The organism is Bradyrhizobium sp. JHI2711, from assembly GCF_056156565.1.
Genome location: NZ_JBPZPT010000001.1, coordinates 1,909,829 through 1,927,176 on the forward strand (window position 1 = coordinate 1,909,829; position 17,348 = coordinate 1,927,176).

A 17,348-nucleotide genomic window follows, 5' to 3' on the forward strand; every position below is an offset into this window, starting at 1 on the left:
AGCCGACTAGAATGCCGGAGTTGACAAGAGCGCCTGACATCACGGGCGCCGCTGGGAGGCATTAAATGTCCAAGATTTCGCGCCGCAGCTTTGCGGCTTCCACCGCCGCTCTCGCGGCCTCCGCCGCTTTCGGCTTCAAGCCCGCGCTCGCACAAGCCTATCCGGCGCGGCCCGTCACCGTGATCGTGCCCTGGGGCGCCGGCGGCGGCACCGATGCCACCGCGCGCATCGTCGCAGCGCTGCTGGAGAAAGACCTCGGCCAGCCCTTCAACGTGGTCAACCGCACCGGCGGCTCCGGCGTGGTCGGCCATAGCGCGATCGCGACCGCGCAGCCCGACGGCTACACCATCGGCATGCTGACCGTCGAAATCTCAATGATGCACTGGCAGGGTCTCACCGACCTGACGCCGAAGAGCTACACGCCGCTGGCGCTGATGAACGAGGATCCGCCCGGCATCCAGGTCTCCTCCTCCTCGCCCTACAAGACGGTCAAGGAGCTCGCCGACGCGATCAAGGCGGCGCCTCCGGGGAAGTTCAAGGCTTCCGGCACCGGCCAGGGCGGCATCTGGCATCTGGCGCTGGTCGGCTGGATGCAGGCGATGGGCCTGCCCGCCAACCAGGTCGCCTGGGTGCCGTCGAACGGCGCGGCACCCGCAATGCAGGATCTCGCGGCCGGCGGTGTCGATCTCACCACCTGCTCGGTGCCGGAAGCGCGCGCCATCATCGAGGCCGGCAAGGCCAGGAGCCTTGCCATCATGGCGCCCGCGCGCAATCCGGTGTTCAAGGACGTGCCGACGCTGAAGGAGGCCATGGGCATCGACTACGCAACCGGCGCCTGGCGCGGCATTGCCGGGCCGAAAAATCTGCCGCCGGAGATCGCAACCAAGCTCACGGCGGCGCTGAAGAAGGTCTACGACTCCGCCGAGTTCAAGGACTTCATGAGCAATCGCGGCTTCGGCACCGTGTGGGGCGATGCGGCCCATTTCGCGGGCTTCATGGACAAGGGCGACGCCCAGATGGGCGAGGCGATGAAGGCCGCGGGCCTGAGCAAGGCGTGATCCGCACCTGCGACGCCTTGATCGGGGTGCGAGGAACTCTCCGCAAGTCCATCTCTCACCTCCTCCGCGGAGACTCCCCCTCACCCCAACCCTCTCCCCGCAAGCGGGGAGAGGGAGCGCACCCCCTGTAGGACTCCCCCTATGCGTCTTCCCGACTCCGTCACGGGATCGTTTCTCGTCGCGCTCGGCGCGGCTGCCGCCTATGGCGGCTACATTCTGCCGCCGGTGCCGGGGCAGCCGGTCGGCCCCAATGTATTTCCGCTGGTGATCGGCTGCGGCCTTGCACTGTGCGGGCTCGCGATCGTGTTCGGCATCGGCCGTTCCTTCGAGGAGGAGGAAGAGCTGGTCCCGTTCGAGGACGGCCAGGCGGCTGCCCCGCCACCGCAGGGCAAGCTCTACGGCCTGCGCGCGCTGCTGCCGCCGGCGCTGCTGCTGTTCTACGTTGTTGCCGCCGACCGGCTGGGATTCATCATCACCGCGGCAATCATGGTCTACGTGACCTCGACCGCGCTCGGGGCGAAGTGGAAGCTGGCGCTGCCGCTCGCGATGCTCTCGCCATTCGCCATCCATCTCATCTTCGGCAAGCTGCTCCGCGTGCCGCTACCGGTTGGCCTGCTGCCGACGCCCTGGTGATCGATGTTGAAGACCCTGATTGATGCGTTCGCGCTGATCTCCACCTGGGAGGTCATCATCTCCATGTTCGCAGCCTCCGTGTATGGGCTGGTGATCGGCTCGCTGCCGGGCCTGTCGGCGACGATGGCGACCGCCCTGCTCGTCCCGGTCACCTTCTATCTGTCACCGATCGCGGCGATCGCGACTATCGTCGCGGCGTCCTCGATGGCGATCTTCTCCGGCGACATTCCCGGCGCGCTGCTGCGTATCCCGGGCACGCCCGCATCCGCGGCTTACGCGGATGAAGCCTACGCCATGACGCGCAAGGGCCAGGCCGAGCTGGCGCTAGGGGCCGGCGTCTGGTTCTCCGCGGTCGGCGGCATCGCCGGCGTGCTGTCGCTGATGATCCTGGCGCCGCCGTTGGCCGAGATCGCGCTGTCGTTCTCGACCTTCGAATATTTCTGGTTGGCGCTGCTCGGCCTGATGTGCGCCACCCTGGTGGCGCGTTCCTCGCCCGTGAAGGCGATCGCTGGCATGTTCATCGGCCTGCTCGTCGCCTGCATCGGCATCGAGAATCCCGGCGGCATCCCGCGCTTCACCTTCGGCCTGACCGATCTGTTCGGCGGCATCGAGCCGATCCCGGCTCTCGTCGGCGTGTTCGCGGTGGCGCAGGTGATGCGCGCGATGCTGACGCCCGAACCGCCGCCGCTGCCGCGGCGCAAATTCGGAAGCATCATGGCCGGCCAATGGAAGCTGACCAAGCTCTATCGCTGGCAGATGACGCGCGGGAACATCGTCGGCATCATCATCGGTGTGCTGCCCGGCGCCGGCGCCGACATGGCCGCCTGGGTCTCCTATGCGATGTCGAAGCGCTTCTCCAAGGAGCCGGAAAAGTTCGGCACCGGCCATGTCGAGGGCCTGGTCGAGGCCGGCGCCAGCAACAATGCCAGCATCGCCTCCGGCTGGGTGCCTTCGCTGCTGTTCGGCATCCCCGGCGACACCATCGCCGCGATCGCGATCGGCGTGCTCTACATGAAGGGCCTCAATCCCGGCCCGACGCTGTTCACCGAGAAGGCGTCGAGCATGTATGCGATCTACCTGATGTTCATCATCGCGAATATCTTGATGATCCCGCTCGGCATCGCGATGATCCGCGTCGCCACCTACATCCTGCTGGCACCGCGCTCGGCGATCATGCCGATCATCATGCTGTGCTGCGCGGTTGGCTCGTTCGCGATCGGCAACAACATGTTCGGCGTCGTCACCGTCGCCGCCTTCGGCGTGATCGGCTATGTCATGGAGACGAACGGCTATCCCGTCGCCGCCATGGTGCTCGGCATCGTCATGGGCACCATGGTGGAGCAGGCCTTCGTCACCTCGCTGATCAAGTCGGACGGCAGCATCTTGCCGTTCTTCGAGCGTCCGGTCGCGGCCATCCTCGCCGCGATGGCGATCGGCGCGCTGCTCTGGCCGGTCATGGTGTGGATCTGGCGCAAGGCGAAACAGCCGCAGACCGCCGCGGCAACGACCCGGTGATATCGAGCGGGCGGGCCTCGCCTGCCCCGCCGGGGCAGGCCGAGCAGGCCCGCTATCGCTGGGCCGGGCCCTCGCCCTGTGCTAATGTCCGGCCATGACCGAGGTCGCAGACATTCCACTCCAGACGATTGTCGGAAAGCTCCGAGAGCTTGCTCCCGCCTTGAGGGCTGCGGGCATCAATCGCCTGTTCCTGTTTGGGTCCCGAGCGCGCGGCGACGCGCGCCCCGACAGCGACCTCGATGTTTTGGTAGAGACGACTGCGCATGGGGAAGAGCCACGTTTCGATTACTTCAAGGCTGTGAAACTGATCGAGGATCACATCGGCCTCGAAACTCAAATATCGATGCGAAACTTACTGAAGCCCCGCATGGCAGAACGCATCGCCGACGATTTGGTCGAGGTGTTCTGAATGCCGCCCACCGTCGAGGACCGGTTGCGAGACATTCTCGAGGCCATTGTCGAGATCGAGGCGTTGCTTGCGGGCTATGACTTCGCGCGATTCACCGCCGACAAGACCAGCCGTATGGCCACTGAACGCTATTTGGAAGTCATTTGCGAGGCCGCACGGCGGTTGCCCGACGAGATGAAGAAAGATGCGTCGAGCATAGATTGGCAAGCAATGGTGAATTTCGGCAATCGTTTGCGTCACGCCTATCATGCAACGGATGTTGGGATTGTATGGGCGACCGTTCAAGATCATCTCTCTCCATTGAAATCTTTCGTCGAAGGGCGCGTGCGACCGTCGAGTTGACGTGGACTCGCGCGCCCATAAGCAATGATGACTGTTCCCAAATCCACCGACATCAGATCCCTCGCCCGTGACCTTCGCTCCGGCAGCCGCGCGGCGCTGGCGCGGGCCATCACGCTGGTGGAGAGCCGGCGCGGCGACCATCAGGCACTGGCCCGGGAGCTGGTGCAGATGCTGCTGCCGGACACCGGCAAGGCATATCGCGTCGGCATCACCGGCTCGCCCGGCGTCGGCAAATCCACCACGATCGATGCGTTGGGTACGTATCTCATCGAGCAGGGCCACAAGGTCGCGGTGCTCGCGGTCGATCCGTCCTCGGCGCGCAGCGGCGGCTCGATTCTCGGTGACAAAACGCGGATGGCGCGGCTGTCAGCTTCCGATGCAGCCTTCATCCGTCCCTCGCCGTCCTCGGGCACGCTCGGCGGTGTCGCGGCGAAGACGCGCGAGGCGATGCTGCTGTGCGAGGCCGCCGGCTTCGGCGTCGTGCTGGTGGAAACGGTCGGCATCGGTCAGTCCGAGACCGCCGTCTGCGACATGACCGACTTCTTCCTTGCCCTGATGCTGCCGGGCGGCGGCGACGAGCTGCAGGGCATCAAAAAGGGCTTGGTCGAGCTCGCCGACATGATCGCGATCAACAAGGCCGACGGCGACAATTTGAAGCGCGCCAAGATCACCGCGGCCGATTATCGCGGCGCGCTGCATATTCTGGCGCCGCGGTCCGAGCATTGGCATCCGCCGGTAGAGACCTATTCGGCGCTGACCGGCGATGGCATCGCAAAGATCTGGCAAAAGATCCTGGATCACCGTAAGGCGATGAACGCCTCCGGCGATTTCGCCGCGCGGCGGCGCGAGCAGCAGGTGAAGTGGATGTGGTCGATGCTGGAGCAGCGCATGCTGGCGCGGCTGCGCAGCGAGGCCTCGGTGCGGAGCAAGGTTCGAAAGATCGAGGCCGATGTCGCCGATGGCCATCTCACGCCGGCGCTCGCCGCCGAGCAGATGCTGGAGTTGCTGCAATGAGCGACAAGCTCCGCATTCTCCTCACCGGCTTCGGTCCGTTTCCCGGCGCACCCCATAATCCGACCCAGCCGCTGGTGGCGCGGCTGGCGCAGTTGCGCCGGCCCGCGCTCGACGATGTCGTGCTCTCGAGCCACATTTTTCCGGTCACCTATGCCGCGGTTGACCGCCAACTGCCCGACGTGCTCGCCACGCAAAAGCCCGACGCGCTGCTGATGTTCGGCCTCGCCGCCCGCACGCCTTACTTGCGCATCGAGACGCGGGCGCGCAACGCCGTCACCATGCTCTGGCCCGATGCGGCCAACACCCGCTCGACCAAGCGCGGCATCGCCGGCCATGCCGACGCGATGATGTTCGGCCCGCACACCGCAAGGCTGCTGCGCGCCGCGCGACTCACCGGCATCGACGCGCGTCCCTCGCGCGACGCCGGCGCCTATCTCTGCAACTACTTAAGCTGGCGCGCGATCGAGCGCGTGAAGGCGGGCGGACCCAGGCTTGCGGCGTTCATCCACATTCCCCTGCTCGCGCGCAGCGGCGGTGCGCGCCGCAAGGGCGCAGCCCGCATCACGCTGGAGGAGCTGGTCGATGCGGGGGAAGCGATGCTGATGGAGATGGTGCAGTTGGCACGGAGGGCGCGCGCTTCGTAGGGTGGATTGGCAAAGCCTAATCCACCTCATCTCCATCAACGGTTCCGTACTCGCGGTGACATGGTGGGTTACGCCTACGGCTAACCCACCCTGTACCCTTCTGGCGTTCGGAGGCCAGTCAGTTGGTGTAGGCTGGTCGCCGGGCCGATCCGCCGGGAGCCGCCTTGCCCACCTGTGCCTAGAGCACCGACGTAGGACCCGCGTCCTGGCGGAGCATCTGCGATCGAGATCCACTAGGAGGTTTGCGCCGCGAGCGCCGGTACAGGGATTGATTGGGATCGCAGTTGGCCCGCCTTTTGGAAGCGAGGAGGTCCATCAAATGGTCGAGAATGTGCATTGGTTTGTCGGGATCGACTGGGCAACGCAAAGCCATCGCGTTTGCTTGCTCAATGCCGAAGGAGGGCGGGTGGGAGAGCGAGAGTTCGCCCATGGCGGAGCCGATCTGGTGGAGTTGCGCGACTGGCTGCTCGAGAAGACGAAGGCTGCACCGGCGCAGATCGCCGTGGCAATCGAGATGCCGCACGGTCCTGTGGTGGAGATGCTGCTTGAGTGTGGGTTCCTGGTCTTTGCCATCAATCCCAAGCAGCTTGATCGCTTCCGTGATCGCTTCACGGTCGCGGGTGCCAAGGATGACAGCCGTGACGCTCTTGTCCTAGGGGATTCCTTGCGTACCGATCGCAAGGCCTTCCGGCAGCTTGCCATGGACGATCCGGCGGTGATCAGGTTGCGCGAATGGTCGCGCCTGCTAGATGAGCTGCAGCAGGAACGGACGCGTCTGTCTAACCGCCTGCGTCAGCAGTTGTGGCGTTATTACCCGCAAGCGGCCGAGCTGACCGATGATGTCGCAGACGACTGGTTCCTGAGCTTGTGGCAGAAGGTGCCGACACCCGCTGCGGCCGCCAAGGCATCGGAGAAGACGATTGCGCGTATCCTCAAGGAGCATCGTATCCGCCGTGTCGACGCCGCCACCGTGCTGCAGACCCTGCGCAAGACGGCCTTGTTCGTCGCACCAGGTACCACGGAGGCAGCGTGCGTCCATATCCGCAGCCTTGTCGCGCGCGTGCGCCTGGTCAATCAGCAGATCAAGCAAGCCGACGCTGCCCTGGACGGCCTTTGCGATAGTCTGGCGGCACAGGGCGAGGAGAACTCATCGGGGCAGAGCTATGAGCAGCGTGACGTGGCAATCCTTCGCTCCTGGCCGGGAATCGGCAGGATTGTTCTCGCCACACTGCTCACCGAGGCAGCACAACCGCTGCGCGCCCGAGATTACCACGCTTTGCGTGCTCTGGCAGGGGCTGCCCCGATCACACGGCAAAGCGGCAAGCAACGCTTCGTGATCCGGCGCTTTGCCTGCAACAAGCGGCTGCAGACCGCTGTCCATCACTGGTCACGCGTTGCCGGTCCAGCACGACCCGGCCGCTCGGCACCGCTATGATGCCTTGCGGCGGCGCGGCCATGGCCGTGCACGCGCGTTGCGAGGCGTGGGCGATCGCCTGCTCTCGGCCCTCTGCGCGGCCCTCAAGAACCGAACGCTGTACGACGCCAATCACAGGAGTGCTCAGGCTGTCAGCAGCCAGTAAGCCTTATTCCTTTGTTCGGCCGCTTGTGACCATTCCTTCGTCCCGACCTGCCGAGCCCAACAGCGCGGCGCGCAGCCGCTGTCCAGGATGCCATCGGCACCGGCGTAGCCGGCGCGAAGCGTCCTGGACAGCGGTGAGCACCGCGCTACCCTGTTGCATTAAGGCACGAAACCTCTTGACCAAGGCTAGGAGGTCCTACGGCACCGTCTTTTGCGTAAACATTTAACCCTACCGCGAACAATCCTCACGGTCCTCGCCCTGCTACGCTACGAAACCGCTGCGGACACCTCCCGCGTCCGCCGGAGGACGCGTCATGAACCTCAATCGCCGTCATCTCATCGGGGCTTCGACCGCGGGCATTGCCGGTGCGCTGGCCATACCGGCCGATGCCGCGCGCGCCGCGCCGCTGACGTCGCTGCTCGGCCGCGATGCCACGCAATATGGTGTGCGGCCCGGCAGCAGCGAGGACCAGACCCGCGCGCTGCAGCGTGCCATCGACGAGGCCGCTCGGGCGCAACTGCCGCTCGCCTTGCCACCCGGCGTGTACCGGACCGGTCTGTTGCGGCTGCCGAACGGCGCGCAGCTGATCGGCGTGCGCGGCGCGACCAAGCTCGTCTTCACCGGCGGCGCCTCGGCGATCCAGAGCGACGGCTCCGATGCGATCGGCCTCACCGGCATCACCTTCGACGGCGGCGGCATCCCGCTGCCGACACGGCGCGGCCTGATCCACGCCCTCGGCGGGCGCGACGTGCGCATCAGCGAATGCGCTATCACGAGCTCGGGCGGCAGCGGCATCTGGCTCGAGCAGGTCGCGGGCGACATCTCCGGCAATATCTTCACCGACATCGCGGTGACAGCGGTCGTGTCGTTCGACGCCAGGGGCCTCAGCGTCTGCCGCAACACGATTCTCGGCACCAACGACAACGGGATCGAGATCCTGCGCACCGCGATCGGCGATGACGGCACGCTGGTCGCCGACAACCGCATCGAGAACATCAAGGCCGGCCCCGGCGGCTCGGGCCAGTTCGGCAATGCCATCAACGCCTTTCGCGCCAGCAACGTGATCGTGCGCGGCAACCGTATCAGGAATTGCGACTATTCGGCGGTGCGCGGCAACTCGGCTTCGAACATCCACATCAGTGGCAACAGCGTCAGCGACGTGCGCGAGGTCGCGCTCTATTCCGAGTTCGCATTCGAGGCCGCGGTGATCGCCAACAACATCGTGGACGGCGCGGCCGTCGGCGTCTCGGTCTGCAATTTCAACGAGGGCGGCCGCATCGCGGTGGTCCAGGGCAACATCATCCGCAACCTGATCCCGAAGCGGCCGATCGGCACCGCGCCCGACGATGATGCCGGCGTCGGCATCTACATCGAGGCGGATTCTTCGGTGACCGGCAACGTGATCGAGAACGCGCCGTCCTACGGCATCGTCGCCGGCTGGGGCAGATATCTGCGCGACGTCGCGATCACGGGCAACGTGATCCGCAAGGCGCTGGCCGGCGTCGGCGTCTCCGTGCTGCCGGGCGCCGGCACCGCGCTCGTCAACAACAACATGATCTCCGAGACGCCGCGCGGCGCCGTGGTCGGCCTCGATCACGCCCGCGCGGTGACGTCGGATCTATCCGCCGACGGCGCACAACGTTTTGCGCAGCTGGTGGTCGGCGGCAATGCGGTGCGGCGCTAGAAGGCGTTCCGCAGCAGCGGGTACTTCGCTTCCAGGCCGTCGAGGCTGAAAGTGAATTCGACGACGCGCTCGGGGGCGGCGACGATTTCCCCGGCGGGCGGGGCGAACTGCGGCAGGAGCGCCGCCATCGCTGCGGGCGCGGTCTTCGGCGGCTTCGCGGCAGGCACCGGCGGCCTCACTTCCGGCGCGGCGAATGGCCGTGTTGCGGCCGGCTCCGCGAGCGGCGATCTCACGGCAGGCGCAGTGAACGGTGCCTTCGCAGCGGGTGCCCTCAGCGGCGGCATCTCGGCAGGCGCGGTGAACGACGGCCAAGCTACGGGCATAGCAAGCGGCGCGATCGGGGCTTCGGTGATCTCCGCGAGCACGTCGGGCTTCGGATCGAGCCTCACCGGCATGACGGTCTCGGGAGCGATGTGAACGGCCTTGGGCTGCATCGTTTGCGCCTGCTGCTCGCGCGGCGCCATGCGAGGCATCGTCGCCGGCGACCAACCGAATGCCGGCGTCACGCTCGCAGCCGCCTCGGCGACGTCCGCCCCCGTCGCAAGGGCGCGCCAAGTCTGGACGGCGCGCTTGGCTTCCTGGATGTTTTCGAGGAAGGCGATCTCGGAATGATAGCGGCGCCAGCGGCCGGTCTCAAACATCTCGGAGAGATGTTGCAGGCGCTGCTCGGCGAGAGCGCACCAGCGTGCCGCGATTTGGCGGCTGCCGGCCGCGTCGCGAACGAACTCTTCGCGAGCAAATTCTTGGCGATGTGTCATGAACCAGCCCGTCAGGAGAAAACACGGACGCGGGGGACGCAACGCACACGAATCAATTTAGACGCGACATGAATATTTTGTGGAAAAGTTTTGACTTGTCCAGCAACGACGCGGCATTCGTCGTCAAACACCGTAGTCGTGCGGTGATTTTCCGTGTTTTCGAGTCAAGCTTCGCACAAGCATGACGGAGTTGCGGCGGGACTCGCTCGCGACGGCGACCGAGGCCACGGCGACCTTCAACTGCAAGCTGAACGGATGCGAAGCTTCGAAAAATCGGACGCCAGAATCTTGTCTTGACGCGTTTTCTTCACGCGAACCGACACCCGCTTCGCTCGAAAACGCTCTGAAAAGAAGAGACCCGTCCGGGGGGACAACCGGACGGGTCGAGCCATATGGGCGCTTGGGGTGGATGGGCGCTCGCGCCTGATATGACTGATGGGGAGGGATGACCGCTCCCACATCAGTTGGTCGGGGCAGCGGGCTGAACGTTCAAATGCGCGGTTTGATTTTTTACCCTTTGGCGTGAGCGTAAAGTTGTCGCAGCGACTATCGCGCCGGCGGCCTATCCGCCTGAGAAACCGCGGATTTATCCTCCGCGCTCGACAGCGAGGTTTGCTCGATCGCGCGTGCGCCGGGCTCCTCGCGACGCTTCGGAGCATCTTCACGTTTTGTTGTACCGGGGGCAGCAGCGACCGGCGTCGCGCTGTCGGCAGGAACAGCCATGACGGCGGCAAACGCGTCGGCCTGGCCGTCGCCGAAGAGGTCGTCGCGCCCGGGAGAGCCGAGGTCGCGTGCGGTCTTGACCAGCGTCATGCGCAGCGCTTCCGGCTTGAGTGTGTGGTTGCGCTCGAGCAGCAGCGCCGCGACGCCTGAGACATAGGCGGCCGAGAACGAGGTTCCCGACGTCACCTGGTATTTGCCGTCGGGTGCCGGCAGGAAGATGTCGACGCCGGGGGCCGCGACGGCGATGTAGTTGCCGCGGTTGGAGGCGGAGAACAGCCTGTCCTGCCGATCCGTCGCACTGACCGCAATCACGTTGGGGTTGGCCGCCGGATACAGCGGCGGCGATTTCGCCCCGGCATTGCCGGCGGCGGCGATCAGAATGAGACCACGCGCGGCCGTCGCCGCGATCGCGCGCTCGATCACCGCGTCCTTCGGACCGGCAAAGCTCATGTTGACGATCTGCGCGCCGTGCTCGGCGGCGTAATTCAGGGAACGCAGGATGATATAGGACGAGCTCTCTGCACCGCCATTGGCACCGCCGAAGGCGCGGATGGCGATGATGCGGGCCTCGGGTGCGCTGCCCATCAGACGGGCATGGGCCGCGATCGCCCCGGCGATGCCGGTGCCATGGACGTGCGGCCCTTCGGCACTGCCGAGCGCGTCGAAATTGTCGGCGATGGAATTGGCGAGCTCGGGATGCCGGGCGTCGATGCCGGAATCGATTACCGCGATCGTGACGTTGGCCCCATGCGCCAACGTATGCGCCTGCGGCAGGCGCAGCTTTGCCAGCGCGTATTGCGCAGGATCGCCCTCGGTGGCGGCCGACGATTTCTGGTCCTGGAGCACGTAGCGGAAGTTCGGCTGCAGCGAGCGCACGCTGCCGTCGGCCGCGAATTCGCGCCGCACGGTCTCATAGGGCCGGCCGTCGGCGATGCGGAACAGGCCGAACGTGGCTCCGATCAGCGGGAAATTCTCGGAAGCGAGGCGGGTCAGGCCGTGGCGACGCGCCAGCTCGTCGGCCTCGGCCGTCGACAGCGCGCCGTCGATCTCGGCGACGAATTCGCCTGCGAAGCTGCGCGAGGTCAGCACCACCGGCGTGTTGTTCCCACGCCCTTTGCCGGCGCTCTTCTTGCCGGATTTTCCGGTGCCCTCGCCGCCCGCGTTCGGCTGCGCCAGACATTCGCCGTCGGCACTGCGATAGGCTGCGGTGCAGGCCGGATAGAGATTCGGCGAGTAACGCGCATGGGGCAGCACCGGCGTCGTCGGCCGGATGCGCGACGTCGTGGGAATGCTCGCCATCGTCCGCGGGCCGCGGCCAACGCTCACCGCGCGCGCAGCGATGTTCGGGCTGACCCGCGGGGTGATGTTTGGAGAGACGGTCGGCGTGCGCGAGGGAACGCTGATCGTCGGCGTGCGCATGATCGCCTGCGCCTGCGCAAGCTCCACGCCGAAACAGAAGGCGACCAGAAGCGCAACGCCGACGGATGAAGCGCGGGCCCCAGTGCGCACCCTGCTCTCGGATTTGCCCGTCATTGGCTCGGCGGCGCGCCTAGGGCGCCGCGACGGCGAGGTTGACGAACTTCTCGCGCTGCATCCTGCCGAGCAGCGAAGCGAGTTCGTCCTGGCCCATCGCCTTGTCGAACTGGAGGCGGAACATGCCGCCCTTGGCATCGCCGATGATCGAAGCCTGGTAGCTGTCGAGCAGCGCGGTGATGTCGGCGACGCGCGCCTCAGGGGCGAAGCGCACCAGCGCGCGCGCCGGCGCGGCGGCGCTACCAAGCTCGCGCGTGATCGGTGCGCTGGTCGAGAGCGAAGCGGTTTGGAAGGTCGCCGGCTGGTTCTTCATCAGCACGGCGCCGATGATGCCGGCCTGCAGCACGAGCGCGACGGCACCGAGGCTCGCCGACCACGCCAGCGTGCGCGGCGACAAGCTCGCGAAGAAGGTCGAGATACGCGCCGACAGCGGCAGCGAGCCGCTCGCCTTCGCCGGCTCGGCATCGATCGCGGCGAACAGCTTCTGCATCGCGCGCGCCGACGGAGCGCCCAGGCTCTCGTTCAGATGAATGGTCTCTTCGTACTCGCCGCGGATCGCCGCATATTGCTTCGCCAGGTCCGGATCGCGCGCCAGCGCTTCCTCGACACGGCGCGCATCGCGCGCGTTCAGCGTGCCGGCAGCGTGCCAGGGCAGCAGCAGTTCAATTTCACTGGGCTCTTGCTCCAGCATCTTCTTGCTCAAAGCCATCATGGCCAGCCTCGCTCGACGCCGGCTGCCTTCAGCAGTTCGGCCAGTTTCTTGCGCGCATAGAACAAGCGCGTCTTCACAGTGTTCTCCGGTATCCCGACGATTTCGGCCACCTCTTCCACGGACTTCTCGTGGTAGTAGACAAGATCGACGATTTCCCGATGATCCGGCGAGAGGCCCGTCAGACACTCCCGCAACGCCTCACTGGTATCCTTCTTCTGCACCACCGTTTCCGGATCGTCGGACGTATCCTCGATCGCGTTGGCGGCGTCTTCGTCCAGCTCGAAATCCTTCCTGCGCCGGAGCGCAGACAGGGCCTTGAATCGGGTGATTGCCAGCAGCCAGGTGGAAACGGCCGATCGGCCCTCGAATTTGCCCGCTTGACGCCAGACGTCGAGAAACACCTCGCTGATGAGGTCTTCCGCCGCCTGCTCGTCCCGCACGAGCCTCAGCCCGAACCGGTAAACCCTGACATGGTGCCGCCCGTACAGCACCTGCATGGCGAGCCGGTCACCTTGAGCGATCCTGGCGATCAGGATCTCGTCTGAAGCCGCCTGTGTCGCGCTCAATGGCCGTCTCGCAAGGTTGGTCGGGTCGATGCGGTGGCCGGTTCGATGTGGGGGGCAAAATTGTTGAACCTACCGCAGTCATACGGGGGCTTGTGTGAGCTACCCCACATCCGGGCATTTTTCTTGTCCAACCCGTGGTGGTCAGCGTCGCTCATCCGAATCGGTACCATAATACTGCGATATTCCCTGCGGAATGCCTGCCCGGACGTAGGCAGCCCGGCCTCATCCGGTTCCATAGCAGCCCCGCACCACCTTTGTCGCGCCAAGCCTCGCTTCGGCTCGACCGCAGCGCACACGATGCGTGATCATCGGTAAAATTCTCACGCTAGATGATCGCCTTGTTCCCTGCTGCACGGTTCGGATTCGATTTCAAAGGATACCAAACCTAAAGGCTTGCCACGTAGGTTTTTACGCTGACATCCACCATTGGCGGGACCATGGGTACGGCCGCGACGTCCTTTCCAGAGAGGAATGCCGCAGAGGTCGCGGATCTCGTCCTTGCGCCCGAGACGACGGCGCCCGAGGTCAGGGCGCGCCGCGTCTGGCAGCGTCGCCAGATGTATATCGGCCAGGTCGCGAGCTACTCGCTGGGCGGCGCGGTCCTGCTGCTCTACGCCTATGACGGCGCGGTCTCCATGGCCGTTCCGACGCTGTTCTGGCTCGGCGGCCTTCTGATCATCGGGACTTTCACGGTGCTGTCGGAGGCAGGTTTCGGCGACCGTTTCGACGATCATTACCTCACCGTCTATCAGATCTCGCTGCATATGGCGCTGCAACTGGTGTTCCTGCTCGCGGTGCCCACCATCGGGGTCGCGTTCCTTGCCGTATTGTTTCTGATCTTCGCGTTCGGCACGCTGCGGATGACGTCGAGCCAGGCCATGCTCACCTGGGGCCTCGCCACCTGCGGGCTCACCGTGGTTTTCCTGGGATCGGACCTGCCGATCGGACTGCCGGTCGCGACCCGGCTGCAGCGGACCGCCTCGATGCTCTGCTTCGTGCTGGTGATCGGGCAGTGCGCCTTCCTCGGCCTGTTCGGCGCCACGTTACGCAAGATCCTGTACAAGCGCAGCATCGAATTGAAGGCCGCCTATCGACGCATCGAGGAACTGGCCGAGCTCGACGAGCTCACCGGCTCCTACAACCGCCGCTGCATCATGCGGCTTCTCGACACCGAGATCGAAAAGTCGCGGCGGGCATCCACGCCCTTCGCGATCGCGCTGATCGATCTCGACTGGTTCAAGCGCATCAACGACGCTTACGGCCATCCCATTGGCGATGAGGTGCTGCGCACCTTCGCGATCACCATTTTCGCCAACATCCGCCCGGCCGACAGTTTCGGCCGCTACGGCGGCGAGGAATTCCTGCTGCTGCTGCCGGATACGTCGGGCGACGTCGCGCTCCGCACGCTCGAGCGCCTGCGCGGCATCGTCGCCGATCTCGACTGGGGCGCGTTCTCCCCCAGCATGCGGGTGACCATTTCCGCGGGCGTCGTGACGCTGCGCGACGTCGATACTGCCGACACGTTTCTCGCGCGCGCCGACAGCGCGCTCTATTCCGCCAAGGCGCGAGGGCGCAACTGCATTGCAACGAGCTGACCGATCCATTTTCCTCCGGTGCGACGGAAGCCGCTGCCGGGCCGACCGCTCCAGGACAGAGCAATGAGATTTAATTCCGCAAGACCATCCGAAAGCCTGCTCGAGGAATTGCAGGCCGCCCTCTCGCACGGCACCGTCGCGCGCCGGTTGGAGACGCTCCGCCGCGTCACCGATCTCTTCGTGGGCAACGCGGTCGACTATTCCGACGACCATATCCGCGTGTTCGACGACGTGTTCCAGTGCCTGATCGAGCAGATCGAGACGTCGGCCAAGGCGCTGCTCGCCGAGCGGCTCGCGCCGATCGCAGCTGCGCCGCCGCAGATCATCCGCACGCTCGCGCTCGACGAGGTGATCGAGGTCTCCGGCCCCGTGCTGTCGAAGTCGGAGCGGCTGGATGAGGCAACATTGGTCGAGATTGCGCGCACCAGGAGCCAGGCGCATCTCAAGGCGATCTCGCTGCGGCGGACGCTGTCGGAAGCGCTGACCGACGTGCTGGTGGCGCGGGGCAATGAGGACGTGGTGCAGTCGACGGCCGGCAATCCGGGCGCGCGGTTCTCGGAGGAGTGTCTCGCCGACCTCGTCGTCCGCGCCGAGCGCGACGACGACCTCGCCGGCTGCATCGGCCTGCGGCCCGACCTGCCGCGCCATCACTATCTGAGGCTGGTCGCCAAGGCATCCTCGAGCGTGCGCACGAAGCTCGCGGCTGCGCATCCCAAGCTCGCGGACGAGGTGTCGAGGGCCGTCGAGGAAGCGGCCCAACGGGTTCGCGCCGTCGCCAGGACGAAACAGACGGAGATGGCTCGCGCGCTGGTGAAGTCGCTGCACGAGGACGGCCGCCTCAACGAGCTCCAGGTCGCCACCTTCGCCGAGCAGGGCAAGTTCGACGAGACGAACGCGGCGCTGGCCGCACTCGCAGGGATCGCGGTCGAGACCGCCGAGACCATGATGATCGAGAGCCGCACCGAAGGCGTGATGATCCTCGCCAAGGCCGCGGGCATGCAATGGTCGAGCGTGCGCGCCATCATCGCCTTGCGCGAGAAGCTCTCCGGCGGGTCGCAGACCGACATGCTGAAGCTGCGCGACACCTATGAGGCGCTGCGCCCATCCACCGCGCAACAGGCGCTGCGCTTCCACCGCATGCAGTTGCACGCGACGCCGGCGGCATGAAGCCGGCGCGACTAAAGCGCGATGAGATTTCGATGGATCGTCATCGCGCTTTAGGTTGTTGGTTGCGCATGATCTTTCCGGAAAACCGCTTCGCACTTTTCCGGATCATGCTTTAATACCGCAAGACCCTCGATCCGACCGCCGCGCCGATCGCCGTCACCAGCGCGGTTGCGAGCGTGTACCAGGTCGCGACGAACAGCGGGGAATCGTCGGTGCAGTGCGAGGCATAGAGGGTCGCCGCAAGTCCCGCCGACACCAGCCCTGCGAGCGCTCCGGCGAGCGCGGGACGAGACGGCGCGCCGTGGCGCAGGCCGAACAGCGCCCCCGCAAGCAGCGGCAGCGCCATTGCGGGGATCGCGACCATGCAGACCCTGGAGTTCTTACCCACCAGGCGCATCGTCATCGGCATCGCCGGCGCCATCATCGCCTCGCTGCCAATCGCCACGGCGAGCAGGGCGACGGGAAGCAGCAGCAGCCAGCCCCAGCCGCGCAGCAGGGCTTCGGGACGCGACATATGAAGGCTGACGATGATGGCGGGGATTGCGAGCGACAACGTCACCGCGAACTTCATGTCGAAGAACGGGTTGCGCATGGCGCTCATGACGTCGGCGCGCACGCCGAAGAACGTCGCAAAGATCAGGATCGACAGCGGCGCAGCCACCAGCAGCGCCATGCTCAGCACCGCGCCGACGCGGGGCGCGCGGTGCGGATTGTCGGCGGCGAGCGAGCGAATGAGTTGATCGGTGTCCATGATCAATGGTCCCGCAATTTGGCGGTCAGCGCCGCAAGTCCGCGATGCAGCGCGACCCGGACCGCACCCTCGCTCATCGACAACCTTGCCGCCGTATCCTTGATCGAGGCGGCCTCGACCGCGATCGATTGCAGCACGTCGCGCTGACGTTGCGGCAGGGTTCCGAGCTGGGCGGCGACCTCGCCGGCCGAAGCGGTGTCCTGCGGCGCCTCGCCCGGCAGCGTCTCGGCGAAATCGTCGATGTTGACGAACACGCGCCTGCCGCGCCGCCGGAGCGCATCGATCAGCTTGTTGCGGCCGATCGCAAACAGCCAGGGCGCGAAGGGGGCTTCGCTGTCCCAGGTATGCCGCTTCAGATGTACCGCCAAAAGAATCTCCTGCACGATATCCTCGGCCTGGTCGGGCGGCTGACCCGCCCGCGCCAAGCCACGCCTCGCGGCGGCCCGCAGCACCGGCGTGACTGCCTTCAACAGACGATGATACGCCGCATCATCGCCAGCCATGGCCGACCGCATCAGGCCGGTCCATTCGTCCTCACGTCCGCGCACGCGCGCCCCTCACCATGCAATTCGGCCGCTCTTTCAATTTGTTACGCGGGCGCCAAACATATCACGAAGTCGTGATCAAGATCCGGGCCGCGCGACCGATGCGGCCGCAAACATCT

17 protein-coding genes are annotated in these 17,348 nt (G+C 65.9%); 11 read left to right on the top strand and 6 right to left on the bottom strand.

Going from position 1 to position 17,348, the window contains the following annotated elements; translation table 11 throughout:
• Nucleotides 1–65: 65 nt before the first annotated feature.
• The 9 genes from ACTEK7_RS09030 (at nucleotide 66) to ACTEK7_RS09070 (ending at nucleotide 8,879) form a co-directional block, all read left to right on the top strand.
• A complete protein-coding gene (locus ACTEK7_RS09030; RefSeq protein WP_036006004.1) occupies nucleotides 66–1,058 on the top strand; it encodes a tripartite tricarboxylate transporter substrate binding protein in 993 nt (330 codons plus the stop codon).
• 141 nt (nucleotides 1,059–1,199) lie between these two features.
• Nucleotides 1,200–1,691, top strand: a complete 492-nt coding sequence (locus ACTEK7_RS09035) for a tripartite tricarboxylate transporter TctB family protein (protein ID WP_109144402.1) — start codon at nucleotides 1,200–1,202, stop codon at nucleotides 1,689–1,691.
• Between the two features lie 3 nt (nucleotides 1,692–1,694).
• The gene (locus ACTEK7_RS09040) at nucleotides 1,695–3,206 is read left to right on the top strand and encodes a tripartite tricarboxylate transporter permease (RefSeq protein ID WP_036006009.1); all 1,512 of its coding nucleotides are present in this window, start codon (nucleotides 1,695–1,697) and stop codon (nucleotides 3,204–3,206) included.
• Nucleotides 3,207–3,300: 94 nt separating this feature from the next.
• The gene (locus tag ACTEK7_RS09045) at nucleotides 3,301–3,615 is read left to right on the top strand and encodes a nucleotidyltransferase family protein (RefSeq protein WP_057027169.1); all 315 of its coding nucleotides are present in this window, start codon (nucleotides 3,301–3,303) and stop codon (nucleotides 3,613–3,615) included.
• Nucleotides 3,616–3,957: a HepT-like ribonuclease domain-containing protein gene (locus ACTEK7_RS09050; RefSeq protein WP_225145176.1), complete on the top strand. Its 342-nt coding sequence runs from the start codon at nucleotides 3,616–3,618 to the stop codon at nucleotides 3,955–3,957.
• Nucleotides 3,958–3,984: 27 nt separating this feature from the next.
• Nucleotides 3,985–4,971 (top strand): methylmalonyl Co-A mutase-associated GTPase MeaB, encoded by a 987-nt coding sequence (gene meaB / locus ACTEK7_RS09055; protein WP_225145180.1) that lies wholly within the window; start codon nucleotides 3,985–3,987, stop codon nucleotides 4,969–4,971.
• The gene (locus ACTEK7_RS09060; protein WP_225146026.1) at nucleotides 4,968–5,615 is read left to right on the top strand and encodes a pyroglutamyl-peptidase I; all 648 of its coding nucleotides are present in this window, start codon (nucleotides 4,968–4,970) and stop codon (nucleotides 5,613–5,615) included. Before meaB ends, ACTEK7_RS09060 begins: the two co-directional genes overlap by 4 nt.
• A gap of 319 nt (nucleotides 5,616–5,934) precedes the next feature.
• Nucleotides 5,935–7,050 (top strand): IS110 family RNA-guided transposase, encoded by a 1,116-nt coding sequence (locus tag ACTEK7_RS09065; RefSeq protein ID WP_225146027.1) that lies wholly within the window; start codon nucleotides 5,935–5,937, stop codon nucleotides 7,048–7,050.
• A 458-nt stretch (nucleotides 7,051–7,508) separates the two neighbouring features.
• Complete coding sequence (locus ACTEK7_RS09070) at nucleotides 7,509–8,879, top strand: TIGR03808 family TAT-translocated repetitive protein (protein WP_225146028.1); 1,371 nt, start codon at nucleotides 7,509–7,511, stop codon at nucleotides 8,877–8,879.
• Here the strand turns inward: ACTEK7_RS09070 and ACTEK7_RS09075 are convergent.
• The 4 genes from ACTEK7_RS09075 to ACTEK7_RS09090 form a co-directional block, all read right to left on the bottom strand.
• Nucleotides 8,876–9,637, bottom strand: a complete 762-nt coding sequence (locus ACTEK7_RS09075) for a TIGR03809 family protein (protein ID WP_225146029.1) — start codon at nucleotides 9,635–9,637, stop codon at nucleotides 8,876–8,878. The genes ACTEK7_RS09070 and ACTEK7_RS09075 overlap by 4 nt on opposite strands.
• A 546-nt stretch (nucleotides 9,638–10,183) precedes the next feature.
• Nucleotides 10,184–11,893, bottom strand: a complete 1,710-nt coding sequence (locus ACTEK7_RS09080; RefSeq protein ID WP_036023137.1) for a S8 family serine peptidase — start codon at nucleotides 11,891–11,893, stop codon at nucleotides 10,184–10,186.
• Nucleotides 11,894–11,909: 16 nt separating this feature from the next.
• Nucleotides 11,910–12,605 carry a hypothetical protein gene (locus ACTEK7_RS09085; protein ID WP_225146030.1) on the bottom strand — a complete coding sequence of 232 codons (696 nt, stop codon included), beginning with the start codon at nucleotides 12,603–12,605 and terminating at the stop codon, nucleotides 11,910–11,912.
• Nucleotides 12,602–13,171, bottom strand: coding sequence for a sigma-70 family RNA polymerase sigma factor (locus tag ACTEK7_RS09090; RefSeq protein ID WP_036006024.1), 570 nt, complete (start codon nucleotides 13,169–13,171; stop codon nucleotides 12,602–12,604). The genes ACTEK7_RS09085 and ACTEK7_RS09090 overlap by 4 nt, the downstream gene beginning before the upstream one ends.
• A 437-nt stretch (nucleotides 13,172–13,608) precedes the next feature.
• On the opposite strand from ACTEK7_RS09090, the gene ACTEK7_RS09095 reads away from it, so the two are divergent.
• The gene (locus tag ACTEK7_RS09095) at nucleotides 13,609–14,766 is read left to right on the top strand and encodes a GGDEF domain-containing protein (RefSeq protein WP_225127245.1); all 1,158 of its coding nucleotides are present in this window, start codon (nucleotides 13,609–13,611) and stop codon (nucleotides 14,764–14,766) included.
• Between the two features lie 63 nt (nucleotides 14,767–14,829).
• Nucleotides 14,830–15,933, top strand: a complete 1,104-nt coding sequence (locus tag ACTEK7_RS09100) for a DUF2336 domain-containing protein (RefSeq protein WP_225146031.1) — start codon at nucleotides 14,830–14,832, stop codon at nucleotides 15,931–15,933.
• Between the two features lie 112 nt (nucleotides 15,934–16,045).
• On the opposite strand, the gene ACTEK7_RS09105 is transcribed toward ACTEK7_RS09100, so the two are convergent.
• A complete protein-coding gene (locus ACTEK7_RS09105) occupies nucleotides 16,046–16,684 on the bottom strand; it encodes an NrsF family protein (RefSeq protein WP_225146032.1) in 639 nt (212 codons plus the stop codon).
• Between the two features lie 2 nt (nucleotides 16,685–16,686).
• Nucleotides 16,687–17,232: a sigma-70 family RNA polymerase sigma factor gene (locus ACTEK7_RS09110; RefSeq protein ID WP_036042899.1), complete on the bottom strand. Its 546-nt coding sequence runs from the start codon at nucleotides 17,230–17,232 to the stop codon at nucleotides 16,687–16,689.
• Nucleotides 17,233–17,348 lie beyond the last annotated feature (116 nt).

Coding starts and splice junctions, on each gene's coding strand:
- meaB (WP_225145180.1), top strand. CDS start 3,985: ATGACTGTTCCCAAATCCACCGACATCAGATCCCTCGCCCGTGACCTT.
- ACTEK7_RS09030 (WP_036006004.1), top strand. CDS start 66: ATGTCCAAGATTTCGCGCCGCAGCTTTGCGGCTTCCACCGCCGCTCTC.
- ACTEK7_RS09080 (WP_036023137.1), bottom strand. CDS start 11,893: ATGACGGGCAAATCCGAGAGCAGGGTGCGCACTGGGGCCCGCGCTTCA.
- ACTEK7_RS09050 (WP_225145176.1), top strand. CDS start 3,616: ATGCCGCCCACCGTCGAGGACCGGTTGCGAGACATTCTCGAGGCCATT.
- ACTEK7_RS09075 (WP_225146029.1), bottom strand. CDS start 9,637: ATGACACATCGCCAAGAATTTGCTCGCGAAGAGTTCGTTCGCGACGCG.
- ACTEK7_RS09040 (WP_036006009.1), top strand. CDS start 1,695: ATGTTGAAGACCCTGATTGATGCGTTCGCGCTGATCTCCACCTGGGAG.
- ACTEK7_RS09065 (WP_225146027.1), top strand. CDS start 5,935: ATGGTCGAGAATGTGCATTGGTTTGTCGGGATCGACTGGGCAACGCAA.
- ACTEK7_RS09070 (WP_225146028.1), top strand. CDS start 7,509: ATGAACCTCAATCGCCGTCATCTCATCGGGGCTTCGACCGCGGGCATT.
- ACTEK7_RS09105 (WP_225146032.1), bottom strand. CDS start 16,684: ATGGACACCGATCAACTCATTCGCTCGCTCGCCGCCGACAATCCGCAC.
- ACTEK7_RS09095 (WP_225127245.1), top strand. CDS start 13,609: ATGGGTACGGCCGCGACGTCCTTTCCAGAGAGGAATGCCGCAGAGGTC.
- ACTEK7_RS09035 (WP_109144402.1), top strand. CDS start 1,200: ATGCGTCTTCCCGACTCCGTCACGGGATCGTTTCTCGTCGCGCTCGGC.
- ACTEK7_RS09060 (WP_225146026.1), top strand. CDS start 4,968: ATGAGCGACAAGCTCCGCATTCTCCTCACCGGCTTCGGTCCGTTTCCC.
- ACTEK7_RS09085 (WP_225146030.1), bottom strand. CDS start 12,605: ATGATGGCTTTGAGCAAGAAGATGCTGGAGCAAGAGCCCAGTGAAATT.
- ACTEK7_RS09100 (WP_225146031.1), top strand. CDS start 14,830: ATGAGATTTAATTCCGCAAGACCATCCGAAAGCCTGCTCGAGGAATTG.
- ACTEK7_RS09045 (WP_057027169.1), top strand. CDS start 3,301: ATGACCGAGGTCGCAGACATTCCACTCCAGACGATTGTCGGAAAGCTC.